The sequence below is a fragment of the Ezakiella sp. genome (genome assembly GCF_034180565.1).
Classification (GTDB): Bacteria; Bacillota; Clostridia; order Tissierellales; family Peptoniphilaceae; genus Ezakiella.
In genome coordinates, this window is sequence record NZ_JAXFOB010000030.1 from 1 (window position 1) to 24,380 (window position 24,380).

General features: G+C 37.5%; 28 protein-coding genes and 1 riboswitch. Of the genes, 10 read left to right on the top strand and 18 right to left on the bottom strand.

Going from position 1 to position 24,380, the window contains the following annotated elements; translation table 11 throughout:
* The 3 genes from SPI61_RS06040 to SPI61_RS06050 all read left to right on the top strand — a co-directional run.
* Window positions 1-327 (top strand): S24 family peptidase (locus SPI61_RS06040; RefSeq protein ID WP_321137223.1); only part of this gene is annotated, 327 nt, incomplete at its 5' end.
* Window positions 328-338: 11 nt separating this feature from the next.
* A complete protein-coding gene (locus SPI61_RS06045; protein ID WP_321137224.1) occupies window positions 339-938 on the top strand; it encodes a hypothetical protein in 600 nt (199 codons plus the stop codon).
* Window positions 939-1,049: 111 nt separating this feature from the next.
* Window positions 1,050-2,126: a tyrosine-type recombinase/integrase gene (locus tag SPI61_RS06050; RefSeq protein ID WP_321137225.1), complete on the top strand. Its 1,077-nt coding sequence runs from the start codon at window positions 1,050-1,052 to the stop codon at window positions 2,124-2,126.
* Between the two features lie 154 nt (window positions 2,127-2,280).
* Here SPI61_RS06050 and SPI61_RS06055 read toward each other — a convergent pair whose 3' ends face one another.
* Genes SPI61_RS06055 through SPI61_RS06085 form a run of 7 tightly spaced genes read right to left on the bottom strand, consistent with a single transcriptional unit; the run spans window position 2,281 to window position 9,678 of the window.
* Complete coding sequence (locus SPI61_RS06055; RefSeq protein ID WP_321137226.1) at window positions 2,281-3,216, bottom strand: tRNA-dihydrouridine synthase family protein; 936 nt, start codon at window positions 3,214-3,216, stop codon at window positions 2,281-2,283.
* Window positions 3,188-3,967, bottom strand: coding sequence for a type III pantothenate kinase (locus SPI61_RS06060; RefSeq protein ID WP_321137227.1), 780 nt, complete (start codon window positions 3,965-3,967; stop codon window positions 3,188-3,190). Before SPI61_RS06060 ends, SPI61_RS06055 begins: the two co-directional genes overlap by 29 nt.
* Window positions 3,951-4,688, bottom strand: coding sequence for an ECF transporter S component (locus SPI61_RS06065; protein ID WP_321137228.1), 738 nt, complete (start codon window positions 4,686-4,688; stop codon window positions 3,951-3,953). Before SPI61_RS06065 ends, SPI61_RS06060 begins: the two co-directional genes overlap by 17 nt.
* A gap of 12 nt (window positions 4,689-4,700) precedes the next feature.
* Window positions 4,701-6,560, bottom strand: a complete 1,860-nt coding sequence (gene ftsH / locus SPI61_RS06070) for an ATP-dependent zinc metalloprotease FtsH (RefSeq protein ID WP_321137229.1) — start codon at window positions 6,558-6,560, stop codon at window positions 4,701-4,703.
* A complete protein-coding gene (gene hpt / locus SPI61_RS06075) occupies window positions 6,560-7,096 on the bottom strand; it encodes a hypoxanthine phosphoribosyltransferase (protein WP_321137230.1) in 537 nt (178 codons plus the stop codon). The genes ftsH and hpt overlap by 1 nt, the downstream gene beginning before the upstream one ends.
* Entirely contained in the window at window positions 7,089-8,372 is a 1,284-nt protein-coding gene (gene tilS, locus SPI61_RS06080; protein ID WP_321137231.1) for a tRNA lysidine(34) synthetase TilS, read from the bottom strand. Before tilS ends, hpt begins: the two co-directional genes overlap by 8 nt.
* A 40-nt stretch (window positions 8,373-8,412) precedes the next feature.
* Window positions 8,413-9,678: a replication-associated recombination protein A gene (locus SPI61_RS06085; protein ID WP_321137232.1), complete on the bottom strand. Its 1,266-nt coding sequence runs from the start codon at window positions 9,676-9,678 to the stop codon at window positions 8,413-8,415.
* A gap of 194 nt (window positions 9,679-9,872) precedes the next feature.
* Here SPI61_RS06085 and SPI61_RS06090 point away from each other — a divergent pair, with 194 nt between their 5' ends.
* Genes SPI61_RS06090 through SPI61_RS06100 form a run of 3 tightly spaced genes read left to right on the top strand, consistent with a single transcriptional unit; the run spans window position 9,873 to window position 12,665 of the window.
* The gene (locus SPI61_RS06090) at window positions 9,873-10,238 is read left to right on the top strand and encodes a DUF2089 domain-containing protein (RefSeq protein WP_321137233.1); all 366 of its coding nucleotides are present in this window, start codon (window positions 9,873-9,875) and stop codon (window positions 10,236-10,238) included.
* 6 nt (window positions 10,239-10,244) lie between these two features.
* Window positions 10,245-11,369, top strand: coding sequence for a DUF4097 family beta strand repeat-containing protein (locus SPI61_RS06095; RefSeq protein WP_321137234.1), 1,125 nt, complete (start codon window positions 10,245-10,247; stop codon window positions 11,367-11,369).
* A 9-nt stretch (window positions 11,370-11,378) separates the two neighbouring features.
* Window positions 11,379-12,665, top strand: coding sequence for a DUF4097 family beta strand repeat-containing protein (locus SPI61_RS06100; protein ID WP_321137235.1), 1,287 nt, complete (start codon window positions 11,379-11,381; stop codon window positions 12,663-12,665).
* A gap of 60 nt (window positions 12,666-12,725) precedes the next feature.
* Here SPI61_RS06100 and SPI61_RS06105 read toward each other — a convergent pair whose 3' ends face one another.
* From SPI61_RS06105 to ftsE, 5 genes are read right to left on the bottom strand one after another with little or no spacing between them, the layout of a single operon-like run.
* On the bottom strand, window positions 12,726-12,956 hold the full coding sequence (locus SPI61_RS06105; RefSeq protein WP_321137236.1) for a YdbC family protein: 231 nt from the start codon (window positions 12,954-12,956) through the stop codon (window positions 12,726-12,728).
* Window positions 12,957-12,966: 10 nt separating this feature from the next.
* Window positions 12,967-14,196: a S41 family peptidase gene (locus SPI61_RS06110; protein WP_321137237.1), complete on the bottom strand. Its 1,230-nt coding sequence runs from the start codon at window positions 14,194-14,196 to the stop codon at window positions 12,967-12,969.
* A complete protein-coding gene (locus SPI61_RS06115) occupies window positions 14,196-15,344 on the bottom strand; it encodes a murein hydrolase activator EnvC family protein (protein ID WP_321137238.1) in 1,149 nt (382 codons plus the stop codon). The genes SPI61_RS06110 and SPI61_RS06115 overlap by 1 nt, the downstream gene beginning before the upstream one ends.
* A gap of 7 nt (window positions 15,345-15,351) precedes the next feature.
* Window positions 15,352-16,251, bottom strand: a complete 900-nt coding sequence (gene ftsX, locus SPI61_RS06120) for a permease-like cell division protein FtsX (protein WP_321137239.1) — start codon at window positions 16,249-16,251, stop codon at window positions 15,352-15,354.
* Complete coding sequence (gene ftsE / locus SPI61_RS06125) at window positions 16,241-16,924, bottom strand: cell division ATP-binding protein FtsE (protein WP_321137240.1); 684 nt, start codon at window positions 16,922-16,924, stop codon at window positions 16,241-16,243. Before ftsE ends, ftsX begins: the two co-directional genes overlap by 11 nt.
* A gap of 224 nt (window positions 16,925-17,148) precedes the next feature.
* Window positions 17,149-17,240, top strand: a riboswitch (THF riboswitch).
* A 47-nt stretch (window positions 17,241-17,287) separates the two neighbouring features.
* Between ftsE and SPI61_RS06130 the strand changes: the two genes are divergently transcribed.
* The 3 genes from SPI61_RS06130 (at window position 17,288) to SPI61_RS06140 (ending at window position 19,780) form a co-directional block, all read left to right on the top strand.
* Window positions 17,288-18,289, top strand: a complete 1,002-nt coding sequence (locus tag SPI61_RS06130) for a folate family ECF transporter S component (protein ID WP_321137241.1) — start codon at window positions 17,288-17,290, stop codon at window positions 18,287-18,289.
* A gap of 54 nt (window positions 18,290-18,343) precedes the next feature.
* Entirely contained in the window at window positions 18,344-18,997 is a 654-nt protein-coding gene (locus SPI61_RS06135) for a hypothetical protein (RefSeq protein ID WP_321137242.1), read from the top strand.
* 96 nt (window positions 18,998-19,093) lie between these two features.
* Window positions 19,094-19,780 carry a SurA N-terminal domain-containing protein gene (locus SPI61_RS06140; protein ID WP_321137243.1) on the top strand — a complete coding sequence of 229 codons (687 nt, stop codon included), beginning with the start codon at window positions 19,094-19,096 and terminating at the stop codon, window positions 19,778-19,780.
* Window positions 19,781-19,812: 32 nt separating this feature from the next.
* Here the strand turns inward: SPI61_RS06140 and SPI61_RS06145 are convergent, their stop codons facing one another.
* The 4 genes from SPI61_RS06145 to SPI61_RS06160 all read right to left on the bottom strand — a co-directional run bounded on the left by SPI61_RS06145 (window position 19,813) and on the right by SPI61_RS06160 (window position 22,981).
* Window positions 19,813-20,259, bottom strand: coding sequence for a MarR family transcriptional regulator (locus SPI61_RS06145; protein ID WP_321137244.1), 447 nt, complete (start codon window positions 20,257-20,259; stop codon window positions 19,813-19,815).
* 2 nt (window positions 20,260-20,261) lie between these two features.
* Window positions 20,262-21,146 carry a diacylglycerol kinase family protein gene (locus SPI61_RS06150; RefSeq protein ID WP_321137245.1) on the bottom strand — a complete coding sequence of 295 codons (885 nt, stop codon included), beginning with the start codon at window positions 21,144-21,146 and terminating at the stop codon, window positions 20,262-20,264.
* A gap of 99 nt (window positions 21,147-21,245) precedes the next feature.
* Window positions 21,246-22,352 carry a hypothetical protein gene (locus tag SPI61_RS06155; protein ID WP_321137246.1) on the bottom strand — a complete coding sequence of 369 codons (1,107 nt, stop codon included), beginning with the start codon at window positions 22,350-22,352 and terminating at the stop codon, window positions 21,246-21,248.
* Window positions 22,353-22,360: 8 nt separating this feature from the next.
* Complete coding sequence (locus tag SPI61_RS06160) at window positions 22,361-22,981, bottom strand: hypothetical protein (protein ID WP_321137247.1); 621 nt, start codon at window positions 22,979-22,981, stop codon at window positions 22,361-22,363.
* A gap of 159 nt (window positions 22,982-23,140) precedes the next feature.
* Here SPI61_RS06160 and SPI61_RS06165 point away from each other — a divergent pair, with 159 nt between their 5' ends.
* The gene (locus SPI61_RS06165; RefSeq protein WP_321137248.1) at window positions 23,141-23,275 is read left to right on the top strand and encodes a hypothetical protein; all 135 of its coding nucleotides are present in this window, start codon (window positions 23,141-23,143) and stop codon (window positions 23,273-23,275) included.
* A 101-nt stretch (window positions 23,276-23,376) separates the two neighbouring features.
* Here SPI61_RS06165 and SPI61_RS06170 read toward each other — a convergent pair whose 3' ends face one another.
* Both SPI61_RS06170 and SPI61_RS06175 read right to left on the bottom strand, forming a co-directional pair.
* Window positions 23,377-23,898: a hypothetical protein gene (locus SPI61_RS06170; protein WP_321137249.1), complete on the bottom strand. Its 522-nt coding sequence runs from the start codon at window positions 23,896-23,898 to the stop codon at window positions 23,377-23,379.
* 10 nt (window positions 23,899-23,908) lie between these two features.
* Window positions 23,909-24,346 (bottom strand): YtxH domain-containing protein, encoded by a 438-nt coding sequence (locus tag SPI61_RS06175; protein WP_321137250.1) that lies wholly within the window; start codon window positions 24,344-24,346, stop codon window positions 23,909-23,911.
* Window positions 24,347-24,380 lie beyond the last annotated feature (34 nt).

Sequence of the window (24,380 nt, forward strand, 5' to 3'; positions counted from 1 at the left end):
GACGAGTTTGTCGGCAAGTATAAAGGAAGAAAAGACCTTGAGTTCGTTAAAACCTATGGCGATTCAATGACAAATGTAATTCCCGAGGGTGCAATAATCGGATATGTAACAGATGATATATTGTCGCAAGTAAAAGCGGGCGATATTGTTCTATATAGATACGGTTCGGACTTCGGCGTAAAGAGATATTACGATATAGGCGATTCCATACTGTTTAAGTATGATTCAAAAAACAAAGAACACGAGGGCAAGTTCGTCGTTTACCCTAAAGACGAATACTTGCAAATTGTTGGAAAAGTTGTAATTTTCAACGTAATTATTGATTAAGGAGAGATGATATGTACAAAAAAATAATAGCATTAATACTTGTAGCATTGACACTAACCGCTTGCGGTGGAAAAGGCGGAGTTGAAAAATTCAGTTTCGACATCGATGACCTTGAAATATCGCCGCCGACAAGTTGGAAAAACCAAGACGACGGCACTCAAATAAGAACGGCAAGAGAAGTATATATAAAAGAAAAAATCGACACAAAAAAATTCACAATCGGAACAGGCATTATCGACATAGACGAAACAAGCGAAGCGGTCGGTGACGTTAGTTCACGCGGACACTACAACTATGAAACGATAATATCTTTTTCTATCGATATTGAAAACAAAACGGAAGAAAACTTAATCTTAAATCTATTAGAATCATCTTTAAAAATAAACGGTAAACAATATAACCCCCTCATACTTATAGACGGAAACTATAATAGTGACAAACTAGATGAAAAATTTAACGGGAAAGTTACCAAAAATATATTTATGCTTGTTGATAAGCTTGATATGCGCCCGAAAGAAGTTGAAACAGTAGAATGGAACATCGACGCTCCGACTGACAACGACGGCAATAAAGTCGGAAAAGATATAAGAATAACAATCCCTATAAGATAAATAAAAAAAGAGAACTCTCAAAAATACCACTCCTCGAAAGTTCTCTATAAAGTACAAGCTGTTATTTTTGTACCCTAAAATCATTATATCATAAAAGAAAGGAGAAAAGCAATGGCACGCGCAAAAAGAAGAAAACGCCTTAAAAGACCGAACGGCACGGGTTCAATCGTATATTTAAAGAGCGGAAACCGCCGTAAAAGGTATCAAGCGGTACTCGCAGAATCGACCGACGTCGTAACGGGTGAAAAGACAAGAACTACCCTCGGATTTTACGAAACATACGAAGAAGCAGAAGCAGCCTTAAACGACTTTTATGGACTTGGAATTTCCGTAGAAGATTACAAAGCGACATTTGAGGATGTATATCGTGCATTTTATGAAAGACAAGAACGTAAAGACCTTTCCAAAAGAGCATATCTCTCGTACACAACCGCTTTCAATAATTCTAAAGCATTGCACGATAAAATTTTTCGTGAATTGAAACTGCCACAAATACAGAGTGTTATAGATGACTTAGACGTTGGGGTATCGTCGCAAAAACAGATAAAACACTTGTTAAACCAAATGTACGATTTCGTAATCAAATCAACGGGTGAAAATCTTGTAAAATTCAGCGAATATATCGAGTTCGACGAAACGAAAGGAAAGAAAACAAAAAGAACGCCGTTTAATAACGACGAACTTAAAATATTGTGGGATAACCTTGATGACCCCGCTTGTCAAGATATACTCATAATGATATACTCGGGGTTAAGAGTTGACGAGTATTTGAATATCGAAATTAAGAACATTCATTTAGACGAAAGCTATATGATAGGCGGTAATAAAACAGACGCGGGCAAAAAACGTATAATTCCAATATTTGAAGAACTGAAACCTATAATCGCCGAAAGAATTAACACTAATAAAAAATACCTGTGCGAAAAAAATAAGAATAAAAAAATACTATATCTCTCATTCAGAAACATTAGGTGGGATAAAGCGATGAAGAAATATAAAATGGAACACTTACCCCACGACACAAAACATACATTAGCCTCATTAATGGATAACCAAAATATAAAACCTATAATCAAAAAACTCATCCTCGGGCACTCTCTTAAAGATATGACAGAAAGAGTTTATACTCATAAAGATAAAGATGAGATTTTAAGAGAATATAAAAAAATGGGCAAATATTTTTTGTAAGCAACGTGTAAGCAACCGCAAAAATTTTGTCCATTTTTAATCGATTTCAAGATTTAATAAAAAGCCACTCAACCCATTGAAATGGCTTAAACTCAGTAGATTAGCATAAATCTAAAAAGCATAGTTAAAATAATACTATATTATACATTACTTATCAGATTTTGTCAAAATAAAACAGACTCTTTATCCATTCTTCCATAATTTCAATATTTGTTATATTTTGTAATTCTTGTCTTATTTTTTTAGCTTCCGGTCGATTGTTAAGATACTTGATTAAATGTTTCTTAAAATCGTTCACCGCAACTCTTTCATTTTTTATTTCGCACATATACTCGAAATGTCTTTTTATAACATCATATTTGCTCGAATACTCCGTCCCTGAAAGTTCCGCAAATAAAAACGGATTTCCAATTGCAGCTCTTCCGATTGCAATACCGTCAATGTCGCCCGATTCCAAAAGTTCTCTCGCCATATCGGCATTTTTTATATCACCGTTTCCAATGACCGGAATCGAGACCGCATTTCTTATTTTATAAATCGCTTCCCAGTCGGCCTCTCCGGTGTAATACATTTCCCTCGTTCTGCCATGCACAGTCAGAAAATCCGCACCAGAGTCCTCGATTGTCTTTGCAATTTCAATAAAATCATCGCCCTCTTTAAAGCCCAGTCTCATCTTTGCGGACACCGGCTTGTTCGAATATTTTTTCACGCACTCTATCACTTGTCTTAGAGTCGGCAAATCACTTAATAGCGAACTTCCGTCGTGATTTTTTACAATTTTCGGTGCGGGGCATCCGAAATTTAAATCATACCACAAAAAATCGCTTCGCTCATTAAGTTTTTCCACGGCGATTTGAAGTGCTGAAATGTCGTGCCCGAAAAGCTGTATTCCGGTTCTGCCTTCGCTTTTTGAAATGCTTTCGGTTTTTTCGTCACCATAACTTAAGGCTTTCGCGCTGACCATTTCAGTGACAGCAAACGAAAGCCCAAGTTCAAAGCATATTTTTCGATATGCAAAATCGGTATAACCTGCCATAGGAGCTAAAAATATCGGTGGAACATCACTTCCTATTTTTAGTGTTCTTCTCATAAATATCCCTTAAACCAAATAATGTCAAATTGTTGTCGTAGATGTCAATTGACTCTGTGAGTTCATTTATCGTCGGGGCAATGCCTCCCGTCGAAATGACTTTCGCATCGGGCACACCTACTTCATCTTTTAAATGTTTCACAATATACTCGACCTCGCCGACACTTCCAAATATTATTCCCGCTTTTATGGCATCGACAGTGTTTTTGTTTAAATAATTCTCAGGCGGCACCAAGTCAACTCTAGGAAGTTTTGCAGCTTTAAGAAACAATGCTTCAGCAGAAATCCCGATGCCCGGTGCAATAATTCCACCCAAATAGTTTTTGTTTTTATCTATAACGCAATATGTTGTCGCCGTTCCGAAGTCGATTATAATAAGCGGATATCCATATTTTTTAATCGCACCGACCGCATTCACAATTCTGTCCGCACCCACTTCCTTCGGGTCATCGTACATAATGTTGAGTCCGGTCTTTGTGCCGGGACCGACTACAATCGGAGTCATTCCTATAATTTTTGAAACAGCTTTTTCCATAGTTCCGGTTAATGTTGGAACAACCGAAGAGATTATTCCACCTTCAAAACTTTCGATGTCGATGTCCTTTAAGTCCAGCAAATCCGTCAAAAGAAGATGGTATTCGTCAACCGTCTTGCTTCTGTTCGATTCAAGTCTGACAGACTCGATGAGTTCTTCGCCTTTAAAAATTCCGACAACAGTATTTGTATTTCCAATATCAACGGTTAAAATCATAACTTTCCTTTCTCTTTAAAAGAGCTGCCACAACAAGACCGCCTATGACCGCTTCCGGAACTCCGTTCACGACAACAGTTGTCAAAATTGCATCTGTTGCGAGAGTTCTCTTCATATTCATCGCCTCCATATATTTCGGCAGATAAATTATATAAATCAGTCCCATGACCATTATTGTGTGACATATAGTTGCGATCGCCGCCGCCATAAATCCCGGAGCCATGACAGTTTTGTTTCTCAAGCTGTAAATCCAAACGGCAATTACAAACAAAAGTAAAATTGCTCCGACGATAAATCCGGACTTGTTTTCTGAAACATACGCTTTATAGAGTGAATAAATCAACTCAGCGGATAGCGCCGTAAATAGTACACTTCCGAAGATTTGAATTTGTCTATGCGTTTTATTTTTCAGATATTGATACAAGTAATATGCGATTATAGGAAATATAACTCTTGGAAGAACGCTCACAACCGGGTTTTGAAATACAAAACTCAAAACCGTAGGCGCTCTGAAATTTTGGTACCACGAATAAAGTCCAAACGAGAGTCCCAAAAACATTCCCATATACTTGTCAAATAAAATCGCCGCAATAAGTGCCGGTATGTGAAGAGTCGTCGCTCTTACAGGACCGACAGGTATAAGCCCCAACTGTGTCATTCCTAAAACTAAAATCCATGCAAGTAAAATTGCGGATACAACCAGTTTTTTTGTCTTACCCATTTTAATTCTCCTTTAAAATATATTAATTTTTTCGTCTTCGAAACTGCTCGGGTCGTAATCACCGCTGTAGATAGCTTCGAATTCTTTTTTGTAAACCGTTTCTTTTTCAAGTAAACAGTTTGCAAGCCTTGTCAATTTCTCATCGTTTTCCCTTAGGATTTCCTTTGCTTTTTCATAACATCCGTCAACAATTCTCTTCATTTCGGAGTCGATGAGTTTTAAAGTTTCCTCCGAAACATTTTTGCTGTGTGTTATTGCATTTCCGATGAAAATATTTTCGTTGTCTTCCGTAAAATCGAGTGTGCCGATTGCGGAAGTCATTCCGTATTTTGAAACCATAGCGTGCGCAATCTTCGTCGCTCGTTCAATATCGTTTGACGCACCCGTGGAGATGTCTTCAAGTTTTAACTCCTCAGCCGCCCTTCCTGCAAGAAGAATAATTATTTCATTTATCATTTTTGACTTCGTGTAATAATACTTTTCTTCCTCAGGCACCGTGTATGTGAATCCGCCAGCGGAGCCTCTCGGCACAATCGTTACCATTTGAACCGGATCTGTGTCCGGAAGAGATTTTGTAACAATCGCATGTCCCGCTTCGTGGAAACTGACGAGCTTCTTTTCTTCAGGCGTGATGACGGTTGAAGTTTTTTCAGGTCCCGCTAAAACTTTTATGCTGGCCTCTTCAAGAACACTCTTTGTGATTGAGTTTTGTCCATGTCTTGCCGACAAAATCGCCGCTTCATTCACAAGATTTTCAAGATCCGCCGGAGTGAAGCCCGGAGTTCTTTTTGCAATATTTTTTATATCCACATCCGCCGCCATAGGCTTATCTTTTGTGTGGATGTTTAAAATTTCTTCTCTTCCTCTCACATCCGGAAGTCCGATTGTGACACGTCTATCAAATCTGCCAGGTCTTAAAAGCGCATCGTCCAAAATGTCCGGTCTGTTTGTTGCCGCCATCATTATGATTCCTTCGTTCTTTTCAAACCCATCCATCTCAACCAAAAGTTGATTCAGTGTCTGCTCTCTTTCGTCGTGACCGCCGCCGAGGCCCGAGCCTCTTTTTCTTCCGACAGCGTCAATTTCGTCGATGAAGATAATGCACGGCGAATTCTTTTTCGCAACGTCAAAGAGATCTCTAACTCTCGAAGCGCCTACGCCGACAAACATTTCCAAAAATTCCGAGCCTGAAATTGAGAAAAACGGAACACCCGCTTCCCCTGCAACCGCTCTTGAAATATAAGTCTTTCCGGTTCCCGGAGGTCCAACCAAGAGCACACCCCTCGGAATTCTTGCCCCCATCCTTGCATATTTTGCAGGATTTTTTAAGAAGTCCACAATTTCATAGAGTTCAACTTTTTCTTCTTCAAGTCCGGCAACGTCTTTGAACGTCACCTTTTCCTTGTCATTTTTATTAAACAGTTTCGCCTTTGATTTTGCGAAATTGTTCATTTCCTTGTTTTGTGAACCCGTTTGCTTGAAAATCATGTTCATCATAAAAAAGAACAATATTCCCATAAAAGCATACGGAAGAATTGTTTTTAGAAGTCCTTCTTCTTCATCTCCGACTGCAGTGAATTTTATTTTACCGGACTCAACTTTGTCTTTTAAATAGTCCTTGTAAAAACTGTCCTGAAGCTGCTTCGGTATGCCCGTCTTGTACGTGACATTTGCGCTGTTTGTAACATCATTAATATAAAGTGTATCTCCATTTATCGACGCCTCGTCAACTCTGTCGTTTTGAATCAAAGTTATCGCCTTTGATATATCAATACTGCTTGTAAAGAGTCCGTTGAAAATCGGTCTTAGAAGAAGCATGATAATAAGTGCGATCCAGACGAATGTGAATGGAGAAAATCTTATTTTTTTCATTACTTATAAACCTCTTCCTTTAGTGTCGCAATGTACGGAAGATTTCTGTATTCTTCGCTATAATCGAGTCCATATCCGACAATGAAGTCATTAGGTACTTCATATCCCTTGTAGTGAACTTCCATTTCGACTTTTCTGGATTCCTTTTTATCCAAAAAAGCGGCAAATTTTACGGAATTTGCTCCTCTCGTCTTAAACATTTGCTCGATGTATTTTAGAGTAAATCCCGAGTCAATTATGTCTTCAACGATTAGAACATCCCTTCCTTCAACCGAGAAGTCCAAGTCCTTTAAAATTTTAACCTCACCGTTTGATTTTGCATTTCTTCCGTAACTTGAAACGCTCATAAAATCAACAAGTAGCGGAAGGCTTATCTCTCTTACCAAATCCGCCATAAAAATAAAAGAGCCCTTTAAAATCCCAACCACATACAAATCCTTGTCCATATAATCGTGCGTGATTTCTTTTCCGAGTTCTTTAACTTTTGCTCTTATCTCTTCTTCTGAAAATAATATTTCTTTTAAAGCCTTATTCATCTTTCTTCCTTTCATTGATATATATTTTATTTTTTCCTTCAATTCCATTTATAGTCGGTCCGAAACCTTCTACATACAGAATGTTTTCATCATCTGAAATTATTATTAAATCATCTCTCAGAAAAGCCGGAACTTTTTCCTCAATTAAAAACTTTTTTAAACGTTTTGCGGGTCTGTTTTTAAATTTGACCTCGTCGCCCGCTTCTCTATTTCTTATTTTTAAATCCTCGATATTTGAATCGGTTTTTATAAATCCAATTGTGTTTTTCGTCTCCTCACTCGAGAGATATATTTTTCGCGCATCATTTTCAATGTCGCGCCTAAAAATCAAATTTTCATAGCTTTTAATTGCAACGACTCCGCCGACCGAAGTTCTTTTTTCCTCTTCCCCGTCGATAATATTCAAAATTGAGTCAAGCGCTTTTTTGTAGATGTCGACTGTATTTCCTCGAAGAATTTTTATCGCTTCCATATATAAAGCCGAAAAATCATCTCCGAAATATCTTTTAACATCCTCGATTTTAAAACATAGTTCCTCCAAATTTTTCGAAAGATTATGCTCAAAAACAAATCCTGAAATAAGCGAATTTTTTAAACTCATCTCCGCTTTCATTGAATTTAAAAAACGTCCAAAATCATCATAAAGTTTTTCATCGAGTTTTTCAAGCTCCGGTATCACATTTAAACGAATTTTATTTCGGTTTGTATCGTCAATGAAATTTGTCCTGTCGATACAAAACTCAATTTCTCTGTCGTTTAAATAATCCAAAATTTCTCTTTTTGTCACACCCAAAAGCGGTCTTAAATACTTGCCGTCACGTTTTTTAATCGAAGAGTAGCCGTTAAGTCCGCTTCCTCTTTTGAAATTTAAAATAAACGTTTCGATGTCATCATTCAAATGGTGACCCGTTACAATAGTATTTACTTTCGTATTTTTTGAAAGTTCTTCCAAATCTTTGTAGCGAACGATGCGCCCCGCTTCCTCAAGCCCAATTGAGTGCTCTTTTGAAAACTTCGGAATGTCGCACCTATTTAAAAAAAGTTCTATGCCGTTTTCTTCGGCATATTTTTTTACAAAGTTTTCATCGTGAGTCGCGTCATCTCTTATCATATGGTTTAAATGATAAAGATAAATTTTATAATCTTTAAAAAAATTTCTAAAGATTTCAACCGCAAAAACTGAATCCGGTCCACCCGAAAACGCTATTATTGCCGACCTCTCTTTTGTAAGTGTTTCGTCGGCATTTAACTCATCTATAATATCTTTAATAAGCATATAATTAGTATATAATAATCAATCTTTTATGTCAATTAATCTATTTTAAGTCTCTATCGTTTTCATCGTAAAACTTTTCGCCGATAAATTCTTCCGGCATATAGTTTTGCTCGACAACTCCGCCCTCGTAATTGTGAGGATAAAGATAGCCGCCGACTCCAAGCTTTTCGCTTCCGCTATAGTGCGCATCTCGAATATTGTTTGGAACTTTCCCGGCGCCGTTCTTTCTTATAAAACTCATCGCCTTGTCGATTGCAACATAGGAAGAATTGCTTTTCTTTGCGCGTGCAAGATAGATGCATGCATGCGAAAGGTTTATCCTCACCTCAGGCATGCCTATTACTGTCGTGGCATAAAATGCTGACGTTGCGATTTCAAGTGCGTGTTTGTCGGCAAGACCGATATCTTCCGATGCAAAAATAACCATTCGTCTCGCAATAAATCTCGGGTCTTCGCCCGACAAAAGCATTTTTGCAAGATAAAAAACCCCCGCATCCGGGTCGCTTCCTCTCATGGATTTTATAAAAGCCGAAATCGTGTCGTAGTGCTCATCGGCGTTGTCATATTTTAAAACTTGATTTAAAAAATTGTCTCGAACATTGTCGGAGGTGACGTGGGACTTTTCACCGTCATATGCCTGCATTACCGAAACTTCGAAACTGTTTATGAGCCTTCTTGCGTCTCCGCCCGACCTCTTCGCCAAAAACTCTTTGGCATCGTCGTCAATCGTCACTTCTATATCGTGAAGTTCCTCATATTTTTTCTCACAGCGATTTATAAGTTCAATCAAATCTTTTTCTTCAAGCGACTTTATCTCGACTAAAATCAGTCTTGAAACTAGCGCTTTATTCACAGCAAAAAATGGATTTTCAGTCGTTGCTCCAATCAAAATCAAATCGCCGCTCTCAACATAAGGAAGTAAAAAATCCTGTTGACTTGTGGAGAATCTGTGGATTTCGTCGATAAAAAGAATAGTTCCCCCAAGGCCCATCTCGATATTTTTTTGTGCATCGCTTACAACTTCGCGAAGTTCTTTTATCCCTGCGGAAACCGCGGAAACTTTTCTAAAACTCATCTTAAAACTTTTACTTAAAAGTTCTGCGATTGTTGTTTTTCCCGTTCCAGGAGGTCCATACAAAATCATCGACGGAAGGCTGTTTGTTTCAAGAGCTTTTTTTATAATTCCGTTTTTGCCCAAAATGTGGTCCTGCCCCAAAACCTCCGAAAAAGTTTTCGGTCTCATCCTTTCCGCAAACGGCGCATTCTTTTCTCTTTTATTTTCGAGTTCCATACTAAAAAAATCCATACTTTCACCTCATTTATTTATATTATATCATATTTAATAAATGTGAGCAGAATAAATTTTAATTAAATTAAAACTATACTTTCAATATTTTAAATAATATTCTATTTATTTTTTCTATTTTTGAATTTTTTCGAGAAAATATGTTTCATTTTTATAAATATGTGGTATAATGTAATTAATGAAAGGAGAATATTATGATTGATTCATTTAAATGTCCGTACTGCGGAGAAGATATGACAATAACGCAGGCAAAATGTGGAAAGTGCAAAGTTACAATAGAAGGAGAATTCGCGCTCAACAAAATAAATCTTTTAACGCCGGAGCAACTCGACTTCGCTGTGACTTTTCTTATAAACAGAGGTAATTTAAAGGAACTTGAAAAGATCTATGATCTTTCCTATCCGACTTTGAGAAATAGACTAAATGCAATTGCATCAATTCTCTCCGGCTCGAAAATTCAAGACGAGGAGGACGTCAAAGATACTCTCGACAAATTAAACAGCGGTGAAATAACTTTTGACGATGCGCTTAAAACAATTAAATCGAAAAATAAGGAGTAGAGTAAAATGAATGAAAAAGAAATAATTTTAAAAATGATTAGCGACGGAAAGATTACTGCCGAAGAAGGCGCTGAACTTCTTGAAGAAATTGAAAAATCTAAAAGAGATTACGAACGCTCAAAAAGAAATGAAACCGGATCGTCTTTCGGTGAAAATTTAAGAAAAGAACTCAATTCATATTCGGAAAGTATAAGCGAAAGAGAAATTCCGGAAAAAATTATAGGAGTCATTTCTCCGAATAGAACCGTTAATGTGAATTCCACTTATGAGGAGGAGTTCGAAGACATCGACAAGATAATAATTGAAGTGACCGATTCAAAAATTTTAATAACCGGAACAGACTCGGAAAAAGTTAAACTGAAAATTCGCTCCGACAAATTTTTCAAAGAGGATGAACTCGAAAAGTATTTCACTCTCGACGAAGAAGGCGGACTGCTTAAACTTACGCAAAAGAAAAACAAAAAGACAAGTGAATTTTTAGGAATCAAATTCCAGGGTTTAACACTTGGAAAATCCATCTGTGAGATTTCAATTCCGAAAGATAAATATTTTGAATTTATCTCCGCGCGCTCAGCCGTCGGTGACATCGAAGTGTCTTCCGCGCTGTCTCAAAAAGTGAATGTTGTGGCAAGTGCCGGCAGAGTTAAAATTAAAGACATCGATTGTTCGATTGCTGACCTCAGCTCGAATGCAAGCTCTGTCACGATTGAAAACTCTTCTGTGAACGACTACGCTTCATTAAGCACAATGGCGGGTTCTGTTTATATTGAAAATACAATTTCTCCGACTGTAAAAGCGGACACAAAGGCAGGCTCCGTTTCAGTTACAAATTCTGATATCAAGGAACTTGTTGCAACAACTTTTGCAGGAAGTATCGACGTTTCAAGAATTATTGGGGAGCCAATTTCATATACTCTTACAACAACTACCGGCAGTGTAAATTTGGATACAGCAAACGTTCAAAACGTAAAAGCTTTTTGCGCTTCAAACAAATTTTTCTCTTCGATTAAATGCTCGAAAAATTATAGAAGCGGTTCGGGTGACGAAAACGAAGCAGTTTATGTAAAAGGTGACGAAATTGGACTGAACGTCCACCTTGCAACACAAATGGGAAAGATTAATATTATGTAGGAGGAAAAAATGAACGAAGAAAAAAAGATGATTCTAAAAATGCTCGAGCAAGGAAAGATCACTGTTGAACAAGCTGAAAAGCTCCTTGATGCAGTGAACGAAAATTCGAGCGAAAATTCAGATGAACCTAAGAAAAATACAGAATATAAAATACCGGAAGACGATTCCAAAATGAACGGATTCTTCTCAGGTATTGGCGACTTTGTAAAAAAGACCGTACAAACCGCAATTGAAACCGCAACCGGCAGCACAAGCTTTCTCGGAGATTTTAAGGCGAAAGAAAGAGACAAAAGCGATATGGTAAAATCCTTCCGAAAAGATTTGGATGAAAATATCGAAGAGATTAAGCTCGACCTTGGAGAATCGCAAATTGTTGTAAAGGAAACCGATGAAGACGCGCCGTTTATAAAAGTATGGGTGGATAAAGATTTTACAGAGGAAGAATTCAATTCCGAGTTTGAGGTTTTGTACAGAAGTGACGACAGCGTATGCGTGTCACAAATAAAAAGAAGTAAAAGCGTTTCGATAAACATTATCGGCGGGAAAAGCGAAAAAGGCTACAGCTATTCTTCAATCACCGAACTCTATATTCCAAGTTCAAACAATATCTCTCTTTTGGATTTAAACACAGAAACAGGTGGCATAAGCATTTCCGACATAGATATCGGGGATTTGAAAGCTGTGACCGACTTCGGCGGAGTAAGACTGAATTCAATTGATGTCGACGATTTATCTGTTACAACCGACGCCGGCAGCATCGACGCTTTTGATATAACCTGTGACGATTTGACATTAACAGCAGACTTCGGAAGTATTAAGCTCGACAATGCCAACGCCGATCTTGTAAGACTCATTTCGGACGCAGGAAATGTTCTTGCAAGCAATGTGAACTGTGACGATATTAAACTTATGACAGACGCGGGTAATCTAAAAATATTTAATTCGGACGTCGACAGTTGCAACATGAAATCGAGTGCAGGCTCTATCAGTGCAAACAGACTTTCTGCGGATGAGTTAAAAATGCAAACTTCCGCAGGCTCAATTGCAATAGAAGACCTTGCGAACACAATCGACACAATCGAGGCAAAAACTGATGCCGGAAATATTAAAGCGGGACTTTCAAATCTTGACAACGAAATAACTGTCAAGATGCGTTCCTCCGCCGGCTCTCTAAATTATTCCGATGATTTTAAATTAATAAATTCATCCACCGGTAACAAAGAGATATATAAAGACGGCGGCGACACTCTTGACGTCGTGCTTACGACAAATTTCGGAAATGTAAAAGTTTATTAGAAACAAAAAAAGACTATGTATGGTTTTAGTCGATTTAGAAACCATACATAGTCTTTTATTTTATAAATCGTCAGGATTTATTTCGTCCATAAGTTCCTTCAAAGCTTTGAACTCTTCAACTGTAAGGCTTATACCCTTGCCCATTCTTGAGTGGTCAGGGCTCCAAGATCTGATATCGACCTTTCCGTCCGCGCCGTTCCAGCTGATGATATTAATTTCCTTTGTCCAACCGTTTTTCGAATTGAAAAAAACTCCAACATTATCTAAAATTTCGTATTTAAAATCTGCCATTTTAATCTCCTTATTTTAAAATTTCCAATGTCTTCTTAAGTTGTGTGTCTTCGTTCAAGTGATCCGGACCGATTCCCTTTATATTATCAGGAAGCTCAACCACCACGTCCGGTGTGATACCAACTTTGTGGATGTTGTTTCCGTTTGGAGTGAAATATTCACTGATTGTAAGTTTTACAGCCGTTTCATATGGAAGATTGAAGAGACGTTGAACAATTCCCTTGCCGAATGTTTGAGTTCCGACAAGTTTTGCTCTCTTTCTATCTTTCAAAGCACCGCTCACGATTTCACTCGCACTTGCGGAACCGCCGTTTACAAGAACTACGAGCGGCATGTCTTCTTTCTTTTCATCGCTGTAATAATAGTCCTTTTTGCCGTCTTTATATTTTGTATAGACTATTGTTCCCTTATCCAAGAATACATCTGCAATTTTTGTACATACATCGAGAAGTCCGCCGGGATTTCCGCGGAGATCCAAAACAAGTTTTTGAGCACCTTTTTTCTTCAAAACTTCAAGCTCTTTCATAAAATCATCATAGGTCGGTTTGTCAAATTCTGAAATGGCGATATATCCGATATTCTTTTCAAGAATTCTTCCATCAACCGTTTGAAGTTTTATAGTTTCTCTTTTAATTTTAAACTCATTAACCTTCTTTTGTTTTTGTTCATCTCTTAAAATTGTGATGCTTACAGTTTTTCCTTCTTCTCCGCGCATTTTGTTTACAGCGTCTTGCATGGTTTCTGCTGAATATTCCACATCATCAACTTTGATAATCCTGTCTCCGGATTTTATTCCCGCCTTGTATGCCGGACTGCCCTTAATCGGAGAAACAACCGTAATATATCCGTCGTTTCCGGGACTTACCACAAGACCCACTCCGACATATTTGCCATTTGTCGACTCCATAAACTTCTTCAGTTCTTCCTTTGTCATAAATTCAGAATATGGATCGTCAAGGCTGTTTACAACACCTTTTATTAATCCTGTATTTAAAGTTTCATTGTCGATGTCCTTGTAGTAATTCTTTTTTATATGATTAACTACCGCTCCCAAAGTGTCAATTGTTTGTCTGTCAAAAAATTGAGGCGCATCGCTTGTTTGTTTTTTATCTTTCGCAGCTTCGTTTTTCGAAAAATCAAGTTGGTACCCCTTTGCGGAGTTCTTTCCGAGAAAATAAGCTGAAACATTTGTAATTACAAGTGCAAATACCACAAGTATTATAAATTTACTCTTTTTCATTAACTGCTCCTTCCTACATATCCGAGCGGATTTACAGCTCTTCCGTTAATTCTTACTTCATAGTGACAGTGCGGACCGGTTGAACGTCCGGTAGAACCGACTTTCGCAATAACCTGTCCCTTTTGAACAACTTGTCCGACTCGCACAGTTATCGCGCTGTTGTGTCCATATGCCGTCGAGAGTGCGCCGGAGTGTTGAATGACAACGAGGTTTCCATAGCTTCCCATCCATCCGGCATAGATGACAACCCCGGATTCACCGGCAAGCACACTCGTGCCCATCGGTGCCGGTATGTCGATACCCGAGTGGAATGCAACATGTCCTCTTATCGGGTCGCCTCTGTATCCATAGCCGGAACTGATTCTTGCGTATGATGCGAGCGGCCATCCTACCTTACCTCCGGTATATTTTACCGTTTGCATCTGTGCGCTGTACTTTCTCCAAGCGGCTTGAATTTCAGACTCGAGTTTCTTTGAGTCCCTTTCAAACTCCTCATTTTCCTTTTCACGTTGTTTGACAGATTGTCTCAAGCTTATAATATAGTTGCTCTTTTGATTCAGGATTTTTTGTTGCTCCTGTTTTGCGACTTCTATTGCGTCTTTCTTTTGATTTAAGCCCTCTACCTCTTTTTCAATCTCAGCCTTTTTAACTTCAACTTCTTCTTTTCCGTCCGAGATATATTTGATTAAATCTTGGTCCTGTTTCAAAAGAAGTTGCACAAGACTTTGGTTTGAAAGATAGTCGTGAATGTTTTTCGAATTCAAAAGCACACTCAAATATCCGACATTTCCTCGCATATACATCGCTCGAATTCTCTTTGTGAAAAGTTCTTCCTTTTCCGCGATTCTTTTATTCATCGCGTCGATTTCTTCCTGTGCCGCGTTTATATTGCCTTCTGAAACCGAAATATCATTTGAAAGAATGTCGATCTCAGATTGTTTGTTTCGGATTTCGGCATCCAAGCTTTTAATATTTTTCTCTTCGACGCCGATTATGCTTTCCGCTTCTTTGTTCTTGTCATTGTTTTCCTTTATTTTATTTTTAAGTCGTTCTCTTTTCTCTCTGTATTCCTTTTCGGTTATTGCGGAAGTTGTTATCGTTCCAAAAACCATAAGTATTACAAGTAAAAAAGCGATTAATCTTTTCATAAAACCCCTACACTTTCAAAAACTTTTTGAGAGAAATCAAACTTCCAAGTGCCCCGATTCCGACTCCGAGAGTAATAAATATTACAAACAAATCTTGATATATGAGTTCCGGTTTTACAAGTGCACTCAAAAGCATCGGACTTATGTCGACAGTGCCGGCAGTGTAGAAATATTTATATAGAAGACACATAATCCCCGCCGCAATGACCGAGGCAATGAGTCCCAAAAGAATCCCTTCGATAAAGAACGGTCCTTTTATATATCCGTTTGTCGCTCCAACCCACTTCATAATGCTGATTTCTTCCTGTCTTGAATTTACAGCAAGTTTGATTGTGTTGGAAATCAAAAAAACGGAAATTATAGTTAAAAATACAACTACGGCAAGTCCGCCGATTTTTATATATCTCGAAATTTTAAGCATTTGATCGATTTCATCCGCAAAGAAATTTACTAAAATAACGCCGTCGATGTCACCGATTCTCTTTGTTATTGTCCTTGCATCGTTGATGTCGTTTATTCTCACGACAAAGCTGTTCGGAAGTGGATTTTTGTCGTCATATCCGTCCAAAAGCCATGCATTATCTTCCCATGAGGCCTTAAGTTCCTTAAGCCCTTCGTCTCTACTCTTAAACTTTATGCTCTTTATGCCGCCTATTGAGACAATCTTGTCCGAAAGGGCTTTTATCTCTTCGACATTTAAATCGTCCGAAATAAAAACGTCTATTTGGTCAATCATTTTATTTGTATCCGTTGCAAGCTTATTTACCGATAGCGCTAAAATCAGTACGAGTCCCAAAATCATAAGAACGATTCCTATGGAAAGAATACTCACGCCACTCATGCCTCGGTTTCTCCAAACTCCTTGAAACCCTTGTTTTATAATATTTTTAAATACTCTAAGCTTCATAGTCGTCCTCCAACTCTTCACTTGTGACAAGATGACCGTGATCGAGTCTTATGATTCTTCTTGGAATCGCTTTTACAATGTCCATTGCGTGGGTCGCCATAAGAATAGTCGTGCCACGATTATTGATGTCTTCCAAAACTTGCATGATACCGAAGCTTGTTTCAAGGTCAAGGTTTCCCGTCGGTTCGTCCGCAATCAAAACAGGCGGTTCATTTATAATCGCTCTTGCAATTGCAACTCTTTGTTTTTCTCCCCCGGAAAGTTCGTGTGGAAAACTCTTTGCTTTTTCGGTAAGACCGACAAGTGAAAGAATGATCGGCACCCTTCTTCTAATTTCTTTTCCTCTCACGCCCAAAATCTCAAGCGCAAAAGCTACATTTTCATAAACGGTTTTCTTTTCAAGAATTCTAAAATCTTGAAAAACCGTTCCTATATATCTTCTGATGTATGGAACTTTTCTATCCGAAACATAGGTTATATCTTTTCCGTTCAAATAAATTTTCCCGGACTTCGGCTCAATCTCTTTTAAAAGAAGGCGAGTCAAAGTCGATTTCCCCGCTCCGGAATGTCCCATCAAATAAACAAACTCTCCTTTTTCAATCTTAACACTGACATTGTCGAGAGCTTTTTTCGGCGGGTCATATTCCATTGTAACATTCTTTAATTCTATCATTACATAAACCTTTCCAGTTGAAATTAAATCAACATATTTTAAAAATCTAAAATTATAAATAATACAAATCTAAAAATTATTATACTATAAAAACATTATTAATTCAACTAATGTAAATTCAGCTATACTTTGTGAAGCTTATAATAATTCTATAACATAAACCTTAACTGAACTTAAAAGTATTTGCTTGAAAAGTTTGTTCAAATTTGATATAATATAGATATAACAGAGTAGGTGATCTTGCGTTAAGTGTTTGAGAATGGGACGTCGTCTCAAAACGAAGGGATTCCGCGGTAGATCATTCGCGTCCGCTATTTTTAATAGCTCCTTCTTACTGTTATACATTATAGAGGAGGTATTTATATGAAAAACAAAAAGTATTACTATGAGCTTGGATGGACAAATATTGTCACAGCTATTGTACTTGGAATATTTACGTTCTACAGTATTTCGAATCTGAAAGATTCATTTTGGATCGGAATATCGTCCGCACTTATTCTTACTGCTCTTTCGGGAGCTTTAAACGGCGCAGCGTTCGGAGGGCTTACATCGGCACTCGCCTTTTTAGGAGCAATTATTTACAAAGTAAACTACAAAGCCGCTCCTTCATTTAAAGCTTCAAAAAAAGCAATCGAAACTTTGGGAAAAGCTGCCGCAGAAGAACAGGCGGCTCTCAAATTGGAAACTTTCAATAACTCAATGGCGAACCTGGACAAGTACAAGTTTTTACTTTTTATATCTGCAATTGTTTTGGCTTTTATCGGCAGATATATTTATCTGAAGGTAAAAAGCACAACTGCAAATGAAGAAAGAGTTGAAAAGAATTATTTTTCTGCAAGAACGCTTTCGTATCTGGCGATGTTTGTCGCATTGTCAGTAGTTTTAAACACACTTAGAGTCGGCCCTATTTCTTTCGGAGGTTTCCCAATAATATATGGCGGCCTCGCACTCGGTCCAGTTTACGGTTTTATTATCGGACTTGTAAGCGACCTTTTAGGATTTCTTGTAAGACCGTCCGGAAACGGATTCAATTTAGCATTCACTCTTACATCCGCCATAACGGGAGCTATTCCGGTTTTGGTCCTAAGAACGTTTGGAAATGACCCTAAAAATAAACACAGCTTTGTCAAAGTTCTAATCGGAATATTTGTCGGACAAACTTTAACAAGCGTTATTATGGTTCCATATTTTATGAAACTGTTTTATGGCTTTAACTTTTGGGAAAGAGTTCTAAAAGCATTCTCAAAACAAATTTGGTCAATTCCTTTGTACGCATTCATATTTGTTTCAACATGGAAAGTTGTAAACAAACAAATTGATTTTAAATCAATAGAAAAAACTGATTTTGCCATCCCTCAAAAATAACAGTTTTGCGGTGTGGCAAACGTCACACCATATTTTTAATATAAAGGAGAAATTATGAGTATAAGCTGGGAAAATAGGAGAAATTTAAACTTACCCGATTTAACAAACGAAGAAAAAATTAAAATATTGGAAGAAAGACTTTTTATGTTTCCTCACATAACATTTACAGTTATTAAGAAAACTCTCGATGAAACTTTGGAAGATTTGAAAAAGGAAAATGCAAAACCAGAATTTTTAGAAGGATTCATGGACGTTATGGAAGTTGTAGACAAGTTTTCAGACCACTATGTCGGAGATGAAGAGTCTTACAACGACTACATTCACTCCACAAACTTAATGAATATTTATTACGACACCGATCCTGCTGAAAAGACAATTACGAGACTGATAAAAAAACTCGACCTTGAACCGATAAGCACATACTATGAACTCGACAGACTTTTAAACTCGCACTTAAAGAAAGTCACTTTCAAAGTAAGCGACGGCTTCAGAGAAGGCTATTGCAGAGCTTGCGGTACTATTGCATTCAGTTGGATGGACGCAAAGGAAGAGATGAACTACAATAACGAATTTATATTTAAGATAAATGCAAAAGAACCTGTAAGAATCTACGACATTATAAAGAGAGAACAAGACCTGCGCGTTGCGACGATGTACTGCTTCGCCGACTTCGGAGGTCTCGGAGACAATTTAAACAATTATTTCTAAACTAATTATGGAATGGAGCCTCGCTTCATTCCTTTTTAATTTACAAAAAATACGGCATATGATATAATTTATATAATTTACAAAAAGGAGATATGTATGAAGAACAGAATTTTATTAATCTTAATCGCAATCGCACTTGCCTTTGGCTTTGCGGGTTGTAAAAAGAAAAAAACGACCATCGATTCAAAAAAAGAACAAGACGAAGCTTCGCAAAAGAAAAATGAAGAAGATTTTAAAAACAGCGCTCTTGAAATCATAAAAAAATATAAAGTGATTCAAAAAGAAAACGAAGAAAATCCGGACAAAAAAATCGTGCTTGCGACAGTCGGCGACGAAGAAGTTTTAAAATCCGACGTTGACTTTGTTATCGAGTCCCGAAATATCGGAAGGGAAAAAATGCCGGACGAAGAAACCGAAAAGAAAGAAAGAGAAGCGGTTCTCGAAAATATGATTCAAAAAGCATGTGCAATTTCATATGCTAAGAAAAACGGTCTATATCCAAGCGAAGACGACATAAATGCAGCGCTTCAAAAACTCAAGGAAACTATTGACTCCGACGAATACGAAACAAAAAAAGCGGAAGCGGTTATGAAAAAGACAGGATGGACTATGGAGCAATATGTCGAAAGCTACCGAAAAGACATTGCCGAAACCTTTGCTGTGGACAGTCTTTTAAAGGATTATAATAAAAAATATCCGACAAAAGAAGACAAGAAATACACATTCCAAAACTTCCTCGACGACATTATGGCGGATGAAGAAGTCATAAGGATGGACAAATAAATAAAAATAAAAAATCCCTCGATTGAGGGATTCTACATAAAATCAGATTTAGTTTTTTGAAGTTCACTGACAAGTTTTTCAAGATTGTTTGCAAGGCTTTCGTGTTCTTCTTTTGTGAGGGCGCCGAGCACTTTTTGAAGGTATTCGCGCCTTATTTTTATTACTTCATTTATTATTTCATGCCCTTTCGGAAGAGCGCTGATTTTTATATATCTTGCATCATTTTCATCTTTTTCGCGTTTGACAAGTTCGAGTTTCTCCATCCTTTTAAGGGACTCTGTCACAGTCGAGCACGCCATATCCATTTTTTCCGAAAGCTCGCTCAGATTCATCTCATCGTTGTGACTTATAATAACTTGTAAAGTTCTGAATTGTGCAGGTGAAATATCATAATCCTTCAGAATTGTACGACCTTTTTTTCGTATAATAAAGTCGGACATTCTTAAATCTCTTTCAATTATTTCAATCAATTTATCCATAACTACACCAACAGATTAATCGCTTGGTGAACCACTTCAAAAGTTGCAGGGAGCGTTCCGAAAAATTCACCGTCAACATCAAGCTCAACCTCTTCTTCCGGAGATGAAAAACTTATCTTCTTTGTTTTAAAATACATAACATTCGGATGTTTTACATGTTCCCCCGCCTTTATTTTCATAAAGACAGTCACCAAATCGGAGATTGGCATTTCGCGAACCACCAAAACATCAAGGAGTCCATCGTTCACACTTGCAAGCGGTGCCATCTTTTGAAAACCGCCGACCGACTTTGAATTTGCGACAAGCGCCATATAAGAAATATACTCGCCCGACACTTCCTCCGATTCAATATTCATCTTTATCGGCTTTAAATTTTCAGGTGTAAGCTCGGTCAGAGCTTTCATTACATATGCCGCTCTTCCGAATGCGGACTTAAGCCCGACCGGAGTATTGTGCGCAACGTCAGTCAAAATTCCGCATGCTCCAACATTCATAAAATATTTTCCTGCAACCTTTCCACAATCAACACTTTCGATACGGCCGCTCACAATTGTTTTATATGTATCCCAATCATCTTTTTGTAGACCCATATAAACGGCAAAATCGTTAGTCGTGCCGCCCGGCATAATCATGACGGGAATTTTCGAATCGCTCTTTTGAAGGCCGCAAACAACTTCATTTACAGTGCCGTCTCCACCAACGACAACGAGCCTGTCGACTTTGTCCTTTTCCGCCTCAATTGCAAATTCCGTCGCATCGTGAGCTTGTTTCGTAAAACGCATACTCACCTCGTGCCCGTCTTCAAAAAGATACTTTATAATATTTGAAACCTTCTCCTGCGACCTCTCTCTGCCGCTCTTAGGATTATAAATAAATCTTATATGCAAAAAAATTCACCTCTAACTTTAATTATATCAAATCATTATTAACCTTTCAATAGCAAAAGCCGCTCTCAAAAGAACGGCTTCATTTCTGTGTTTATTATTTTACTGTTTTGCCAGAGTGTTTGAAACGATATTTTCAAAAACAACCCCGGAAAAATTTTCAATACTGTCCATTATAAAGAAATCTTCGATAATTACACCCGTTGCTCCAGGAGCAAATAAATCTTCATAGTAATAAATTACAAGTGTCTTTTTCTTTCCGTCCTCTTCATAAGTCTTTATAAGAGGATTTGGAAGCTTTCTCATATCGGACAGAAACTTCGCCCTAACCTCGTCCGGCCTTTGGAATAAATCCTTCATAGTCGGATTCGGGTCGAAGTCCCAATTTTTGTTCACCTTTGCTTCTTTTAATAAGTCATATGTTTTAACATATTCGGACTTTGAAAGCGGTTTTAAAATTGCCTCCATTTCCGCATCGGGCTCTACAGATTTTAAAAATCCGTTTTTCACCAAATCGAGCGGAGTTTTTGTAGATTCGTTCACATCTCTAAAAATCCCGAAATATTCAAGAAACTTATCGCCCATGATAAGAGGTTTTCCCTCATAATAACAATAATCAAGCGCGTCAACTTCCACATTTTTTGCAGGATAAAATTCTACAAAACGATCCAAATAGTCGCTGAACTCTTTAAAGTCTGTGAAAGGCTCGTCATTTTTCGCCTTCAAAACATTAATAAAATTTGAATAACACGGACCGTTAAGCGTTATGCCCGTGCGCATCTCATTTTTGAAACAATTGCCGTCCTTGTCGAGTTCCGCTTTTAAAAATACAGCATCAGGAATGCCGTCCGACGAAAAATCCACAGAATTTGCAACTGTAGTAACGATTCTTTTGCCCTCATCGGTCGAAAGCAGATTTTTAAAACCTTCCTTTTTCGCTTCGTCGAGATACAAACAGTCGAGCATTTTCGGGTCGCCTACGGAAAACCAAGTGAAAAAGTCAATCGTCATATCTCTAAGCTCATCGCTTCTTATGACAATATTTCCATCTTCGTACTCTCTTCCGTACTTGTCCTTTGAAGTGTCAACCATTTCTTCGCTCTCAGGTTTTGAAGACTCGGTTTCATCATTTATATTTTCATTTGTCTTTTTATCGCATCCTTGAAGGATTAAAATAATAGTAAATAACAAAACCATTATTTTTTTCATAACTCACCTCATGCCAATTCAGATGACTCTAATTTCAAACTTAATATTAAATCGTTGTACCTTACCGGGTCAATTAAATCGACCGTTTCATACTTTTCTTCTTCATCAAAATTCTTGAGTTTATTCATAAAACTCGAGAATTTAACAAAAACCAAATCTCTCCACTTTGCATCGTGCAGCGGACAATATGATTTTGAAAAAGCCATAAACTCTTTATTAATAAAGGTCGAATTGTTCATCAGCTCTCCAAATGCCATAATATTGTCGGCTATATCTTTATAATATATTTTCTTTCCACGAAACATCAGCCCGAAATAATTGTTTTTGCCGTCAACTCTTCCGGATTCGATTCCGCCTTCAATCGATGCAATTGAAATTGCAAACACAGCGTTTGCATTATACCTATCTTCCATCTCTCTAAATATCTTACCATAACCATTTAGGCTTGTGCCATCAAGGATATGATTGATTTCCTCTGAAGTCAAGCCGCTAGGTTTGTGTAAATTTGTCTTGTATATATTTGTGTTGTGAAAAACTTTTGGCTTAACTTCTGTTTTTAGCTCTCCCTCTGCAAGGGCTGTCGTAACGAGCACACCTAAGCAAGCGAGAACAGTTAAAAATTTTCGCATATTACCTCCGTTCTTGTGAACATAAAATATTATATATCATTTTTTTAAAGAATGCAAATTTTTTAAACTCTTCCCCACTTATATGAGTGATAATGCGGTTTATAAGATTTAACTTCCCCACTTCGGGGTATAAATTCATTGAAAAGGAGGTTCGATATTATGGGAGTTGTTTTAATATTCTTGCTCCTTGTGCTCGTTGTTGCAACCATGAATAACTCCGGCTCAAACGGAGGAAAGGATGACGATGCAAAAGATTTTTTGGGATATATGGATGAAATAAATAGAAAAAAATAAATCGCGTCTTTCACGATTCATAAATTTTTAGCCGGGTTATACTTATCCCCGGTTTTTATATTTACATAAAAAGGACACGCCTTAGTGGGCATGTCCTTTTTTTAAAACAAATTTTTGATTGAGTCAACAGTTGAAATAATTCTACTTAATACATCCTTTTTTGTTTCAAAGAAATTGTATTTTACACCGTTTACTCCCCTTTGAAAGAGGTTTGAAACATTTTCGGCTGTTTCTTTTGTCTTATTTCCGACTTCTTCAAGTCCGCTTGCGACTTGTTTTATTCCATAAGCAACACTGTCAGTCGCATCTTTTGCTGTTCCTGTTACATGTGATATATCGTTTGAAACGCTTGAAACATTGGATAATATAGTCGCAATTTCAGGTTTGCTCTTTTCGGCGATTTCCCCGACACTATAAGTTATATCGGAAACATTTTCCACAACTTCAGGGAGAACACTTAACGAGTGATCTATTGCAGGTTTGTTATCATCCAAAATTGTCTTTGCACTTTTCACAGTCTTTGCAAGATTTACCAAAAACATTCCAAGTCCGACGAGAGCAAAAACTCCCGCACCCATAACGATATATAACAGGATATATTTAATTATTTCCCAAGTTGTCATAAATCGTCACCTATTTCTTTGCTTTTTCTATTTTTTCTTCTGCTTTGTCAGCTGCTTTATCAGCTTCTTTTTTAGCTTTTTCAAGACCTTCCTTTGTATTGTCGATTGCCTCTTCAGCTTTGTCAAGTGCTTTCAATTTCATATCGTCAGCCTTATCCTTTGCATCATCAAGAGCTTTTTTGCCCTTGTCATAAATGCCTTGTGCCTTATCTTGAACTTTTTCTTTTGCGTTTAATGCCATTTCTTCAGCTTGTTCTTTCTTTTCGTTGTAGAAATTTTTAATGTCTTCTCTGGTTTCATCTCCGCTCTTAGGTGCAAACAAAATACCTGCTGCTCCGCCGATTGCAAGACCTGTTGCAAGACCTGTTAAACATTTCATGCCGTCTTCGATAAGTTTCTTTCTTTTTTCTTCTCTTCTTTTTGCTTCAATCATGTCCAAAATTTTCATATATAAAACCTCCGTTATAATATTTGCATCAATA

Excerpts from the sequence above, each read along its gene's own strand:
- SPI61_RS06065 (WP_321137228.1), bottom strand. The coding sequence starts at position 4,688 with ATGGGTAAGACAAAAAAACTGGTTGTATCCGCAATTTTACTTGCATGG.
- SPI61_RS06105 (WP_321137236.1), bottom strand. The coding sequence starts at position 12,956 with ATGGCAGATTTTAAATACGAAATTTTAGATAATGTTGGAGTTTTTTTC.
- hpt (WP_321137230.1), bottom strand. The coding sequence starts at position 7,096 with ATGAATAAGGCTTTAAAAGAAATATTATTTTCAGAAGAAGAGATAAGA.
- SPI61_RS06175 (WP_321137250.1), bottom strand. The coding sequence starts at position 24,346 with ATGAAAATTTTGGACATGATTGAAGCAAAAAGAAGAGAAGAAAAAAGA.
- SPI61_RS06130 (WP_321137241.1), top strand. The coding sequence starts at position 17,288 with ATGAAAAACAAAAAGTATTACTATGAGCTTGGATGGACAAATATTGTC.
- SPI61_RS06110 (WP_321137237.1), bottom strand. The coding sequence starts at position 14,196 with ATGAAAAAGAGTAAATTTATAATACTTGTGGTATTTGCACTTGTAATT.
- SPI61_RS06140 (WP_321137243.1), top strand. The coding sequence starts at position 19,094 with ATGAAGAACAGAATTTTATTAATCTTAATCGCAATCGCACTTGCCTTT.
- ftsE (WP_321137240.1), bottom strand. The coding sequence starts at position 16,924 with ATGATAGAATTAAAGAATGTTACAATGGAATATGACCCGCCGAAAAAA.
- SPI61_RS06115 (WP_321137238.1), bottom strand. The coding sequence starts at position 15,344 with ATGAAAAGATTAATCGCTTTTTTACTTGTAATACTTATGGTTTTTGGA.
- SPI61_RS06055 (WP_321137226.1), bottom strand. The coding sequence starts at position 3,216 with ATGAGAAGAACACTAAAAATAGGAAGTGATGTTCCACCGATATTTTTA.
- SPI61_RS06135 (WP_321137242.1), top strand. The coding sequence starts at position 18,344 with ATGAGTATAAGCTGGGAAAATAGGAGAAATTTAAACTTACCCGATTTA.
- tilS (WP_321137231.1), bottom strand. The coding sequence starts at position 8,372 with ATGCTTATTAAAGATATTATAGATGAGTTAAATGCCGACGAAACACTT.
- SPI61_RS06155 (WP_321137246.1), bottom strand. The coding sequence starts at position 22,352 with ATGAAAAAAATAATGGTTTTGTTATTTACTATTATTTTAATCCTTCAA.
- SPI61_RS06085 (WP_321137232.1), bottom strand. The coding sequence starts at position 9,678 with ATGGATTTTTTTAGTATGGAACTCGAAAATAAAAGAGAAAAGAATGCG.
- SPI61_RS06160 (WP_321137247.1), bottom strand. The coding sequence starts at position 22,981 with ATGCGAAAATTTTTAACTGTTCTCGCTTGCTTAGGTGTGCTCGTTACG.
- SPI61_RS06100 (WP_321137235.1), top strand. The coding sequence starts at position 11,379 with ATGAACGAAGAAAAAAAGATGATTCTAAAAATGCTCGAGCAAGGAAAG.
- ftsX (WP_321137239.1), bottom strand. The coding sequence starts at position 16,251 with ATGAAGCTTAGAGTATTTAAAAATATTATAAAACAAGGGTTTCAAGGA.
- SPI61_RS06045 (WP_321137224.1), top strand. The coding sequence starts at position 339 with ATGTACAAAAAAATAATAGCATTAATACTTGTAGCATTGACACTAACC.
- SPI61_RS06165 (WP_321137248.1), top strand. The coding sequence starts at position 23,141 with ATGGGAGTTGTTTTAATATTCTTGCTCCTTGTGCTCGTTGTTGCAACC.
- SPI61_RS06145 (WP_321137244.1), bottom strand. The coding sequence starts at position 20,259 with ATGGATAAATTGATTGAAATAATTGAAAGAGATTTAAGAATGTCCGAC.
- SPI61_RS06095 (WP_321137234.1), top strand. The coding sequence starts at position 10,245 with ATGAATGAAAAAGAAATAATTTTAAAAATGATTAGCGACGGAAAGATT.
- SPI61_RS06090 (WP_321137233.1), top strand. The coding sequence starts at position 9,873 with ATGATTGATTCATTTAAATGTCCGTACTGCGGAGAAGATATGACAATA.
- SPI61_RS06050 (WP_321137225.1), top strand. The coding sequence starts at position 1,050 with ATGGCACGCGCAAAAAGAAGAAAACGCCTTAAAAGACCGAACGGCACG.
- ftsH (WP_321137229.1), bottom strand. The coding sequence starts at position 6,560 with ATGAAAAAAATAAGATTTTCTCCATTCACATTCGTCTGGATCGCACTT.
- SPI61_RS06170 (WP_321137249.1), bottom strand. The coding sequence starts at position 23,898 with ATGACAACTTGGGAAATAATTAAATATATCCTGTTATATATCGTTATG.
- SPI61_RS06060 (WP_321137227.1), bottom strand. The coding sequence starts at position 3,967 with ATGATTTTAACCGTTGATATTGGAAATACAAATACTGTTGTCGGAATT.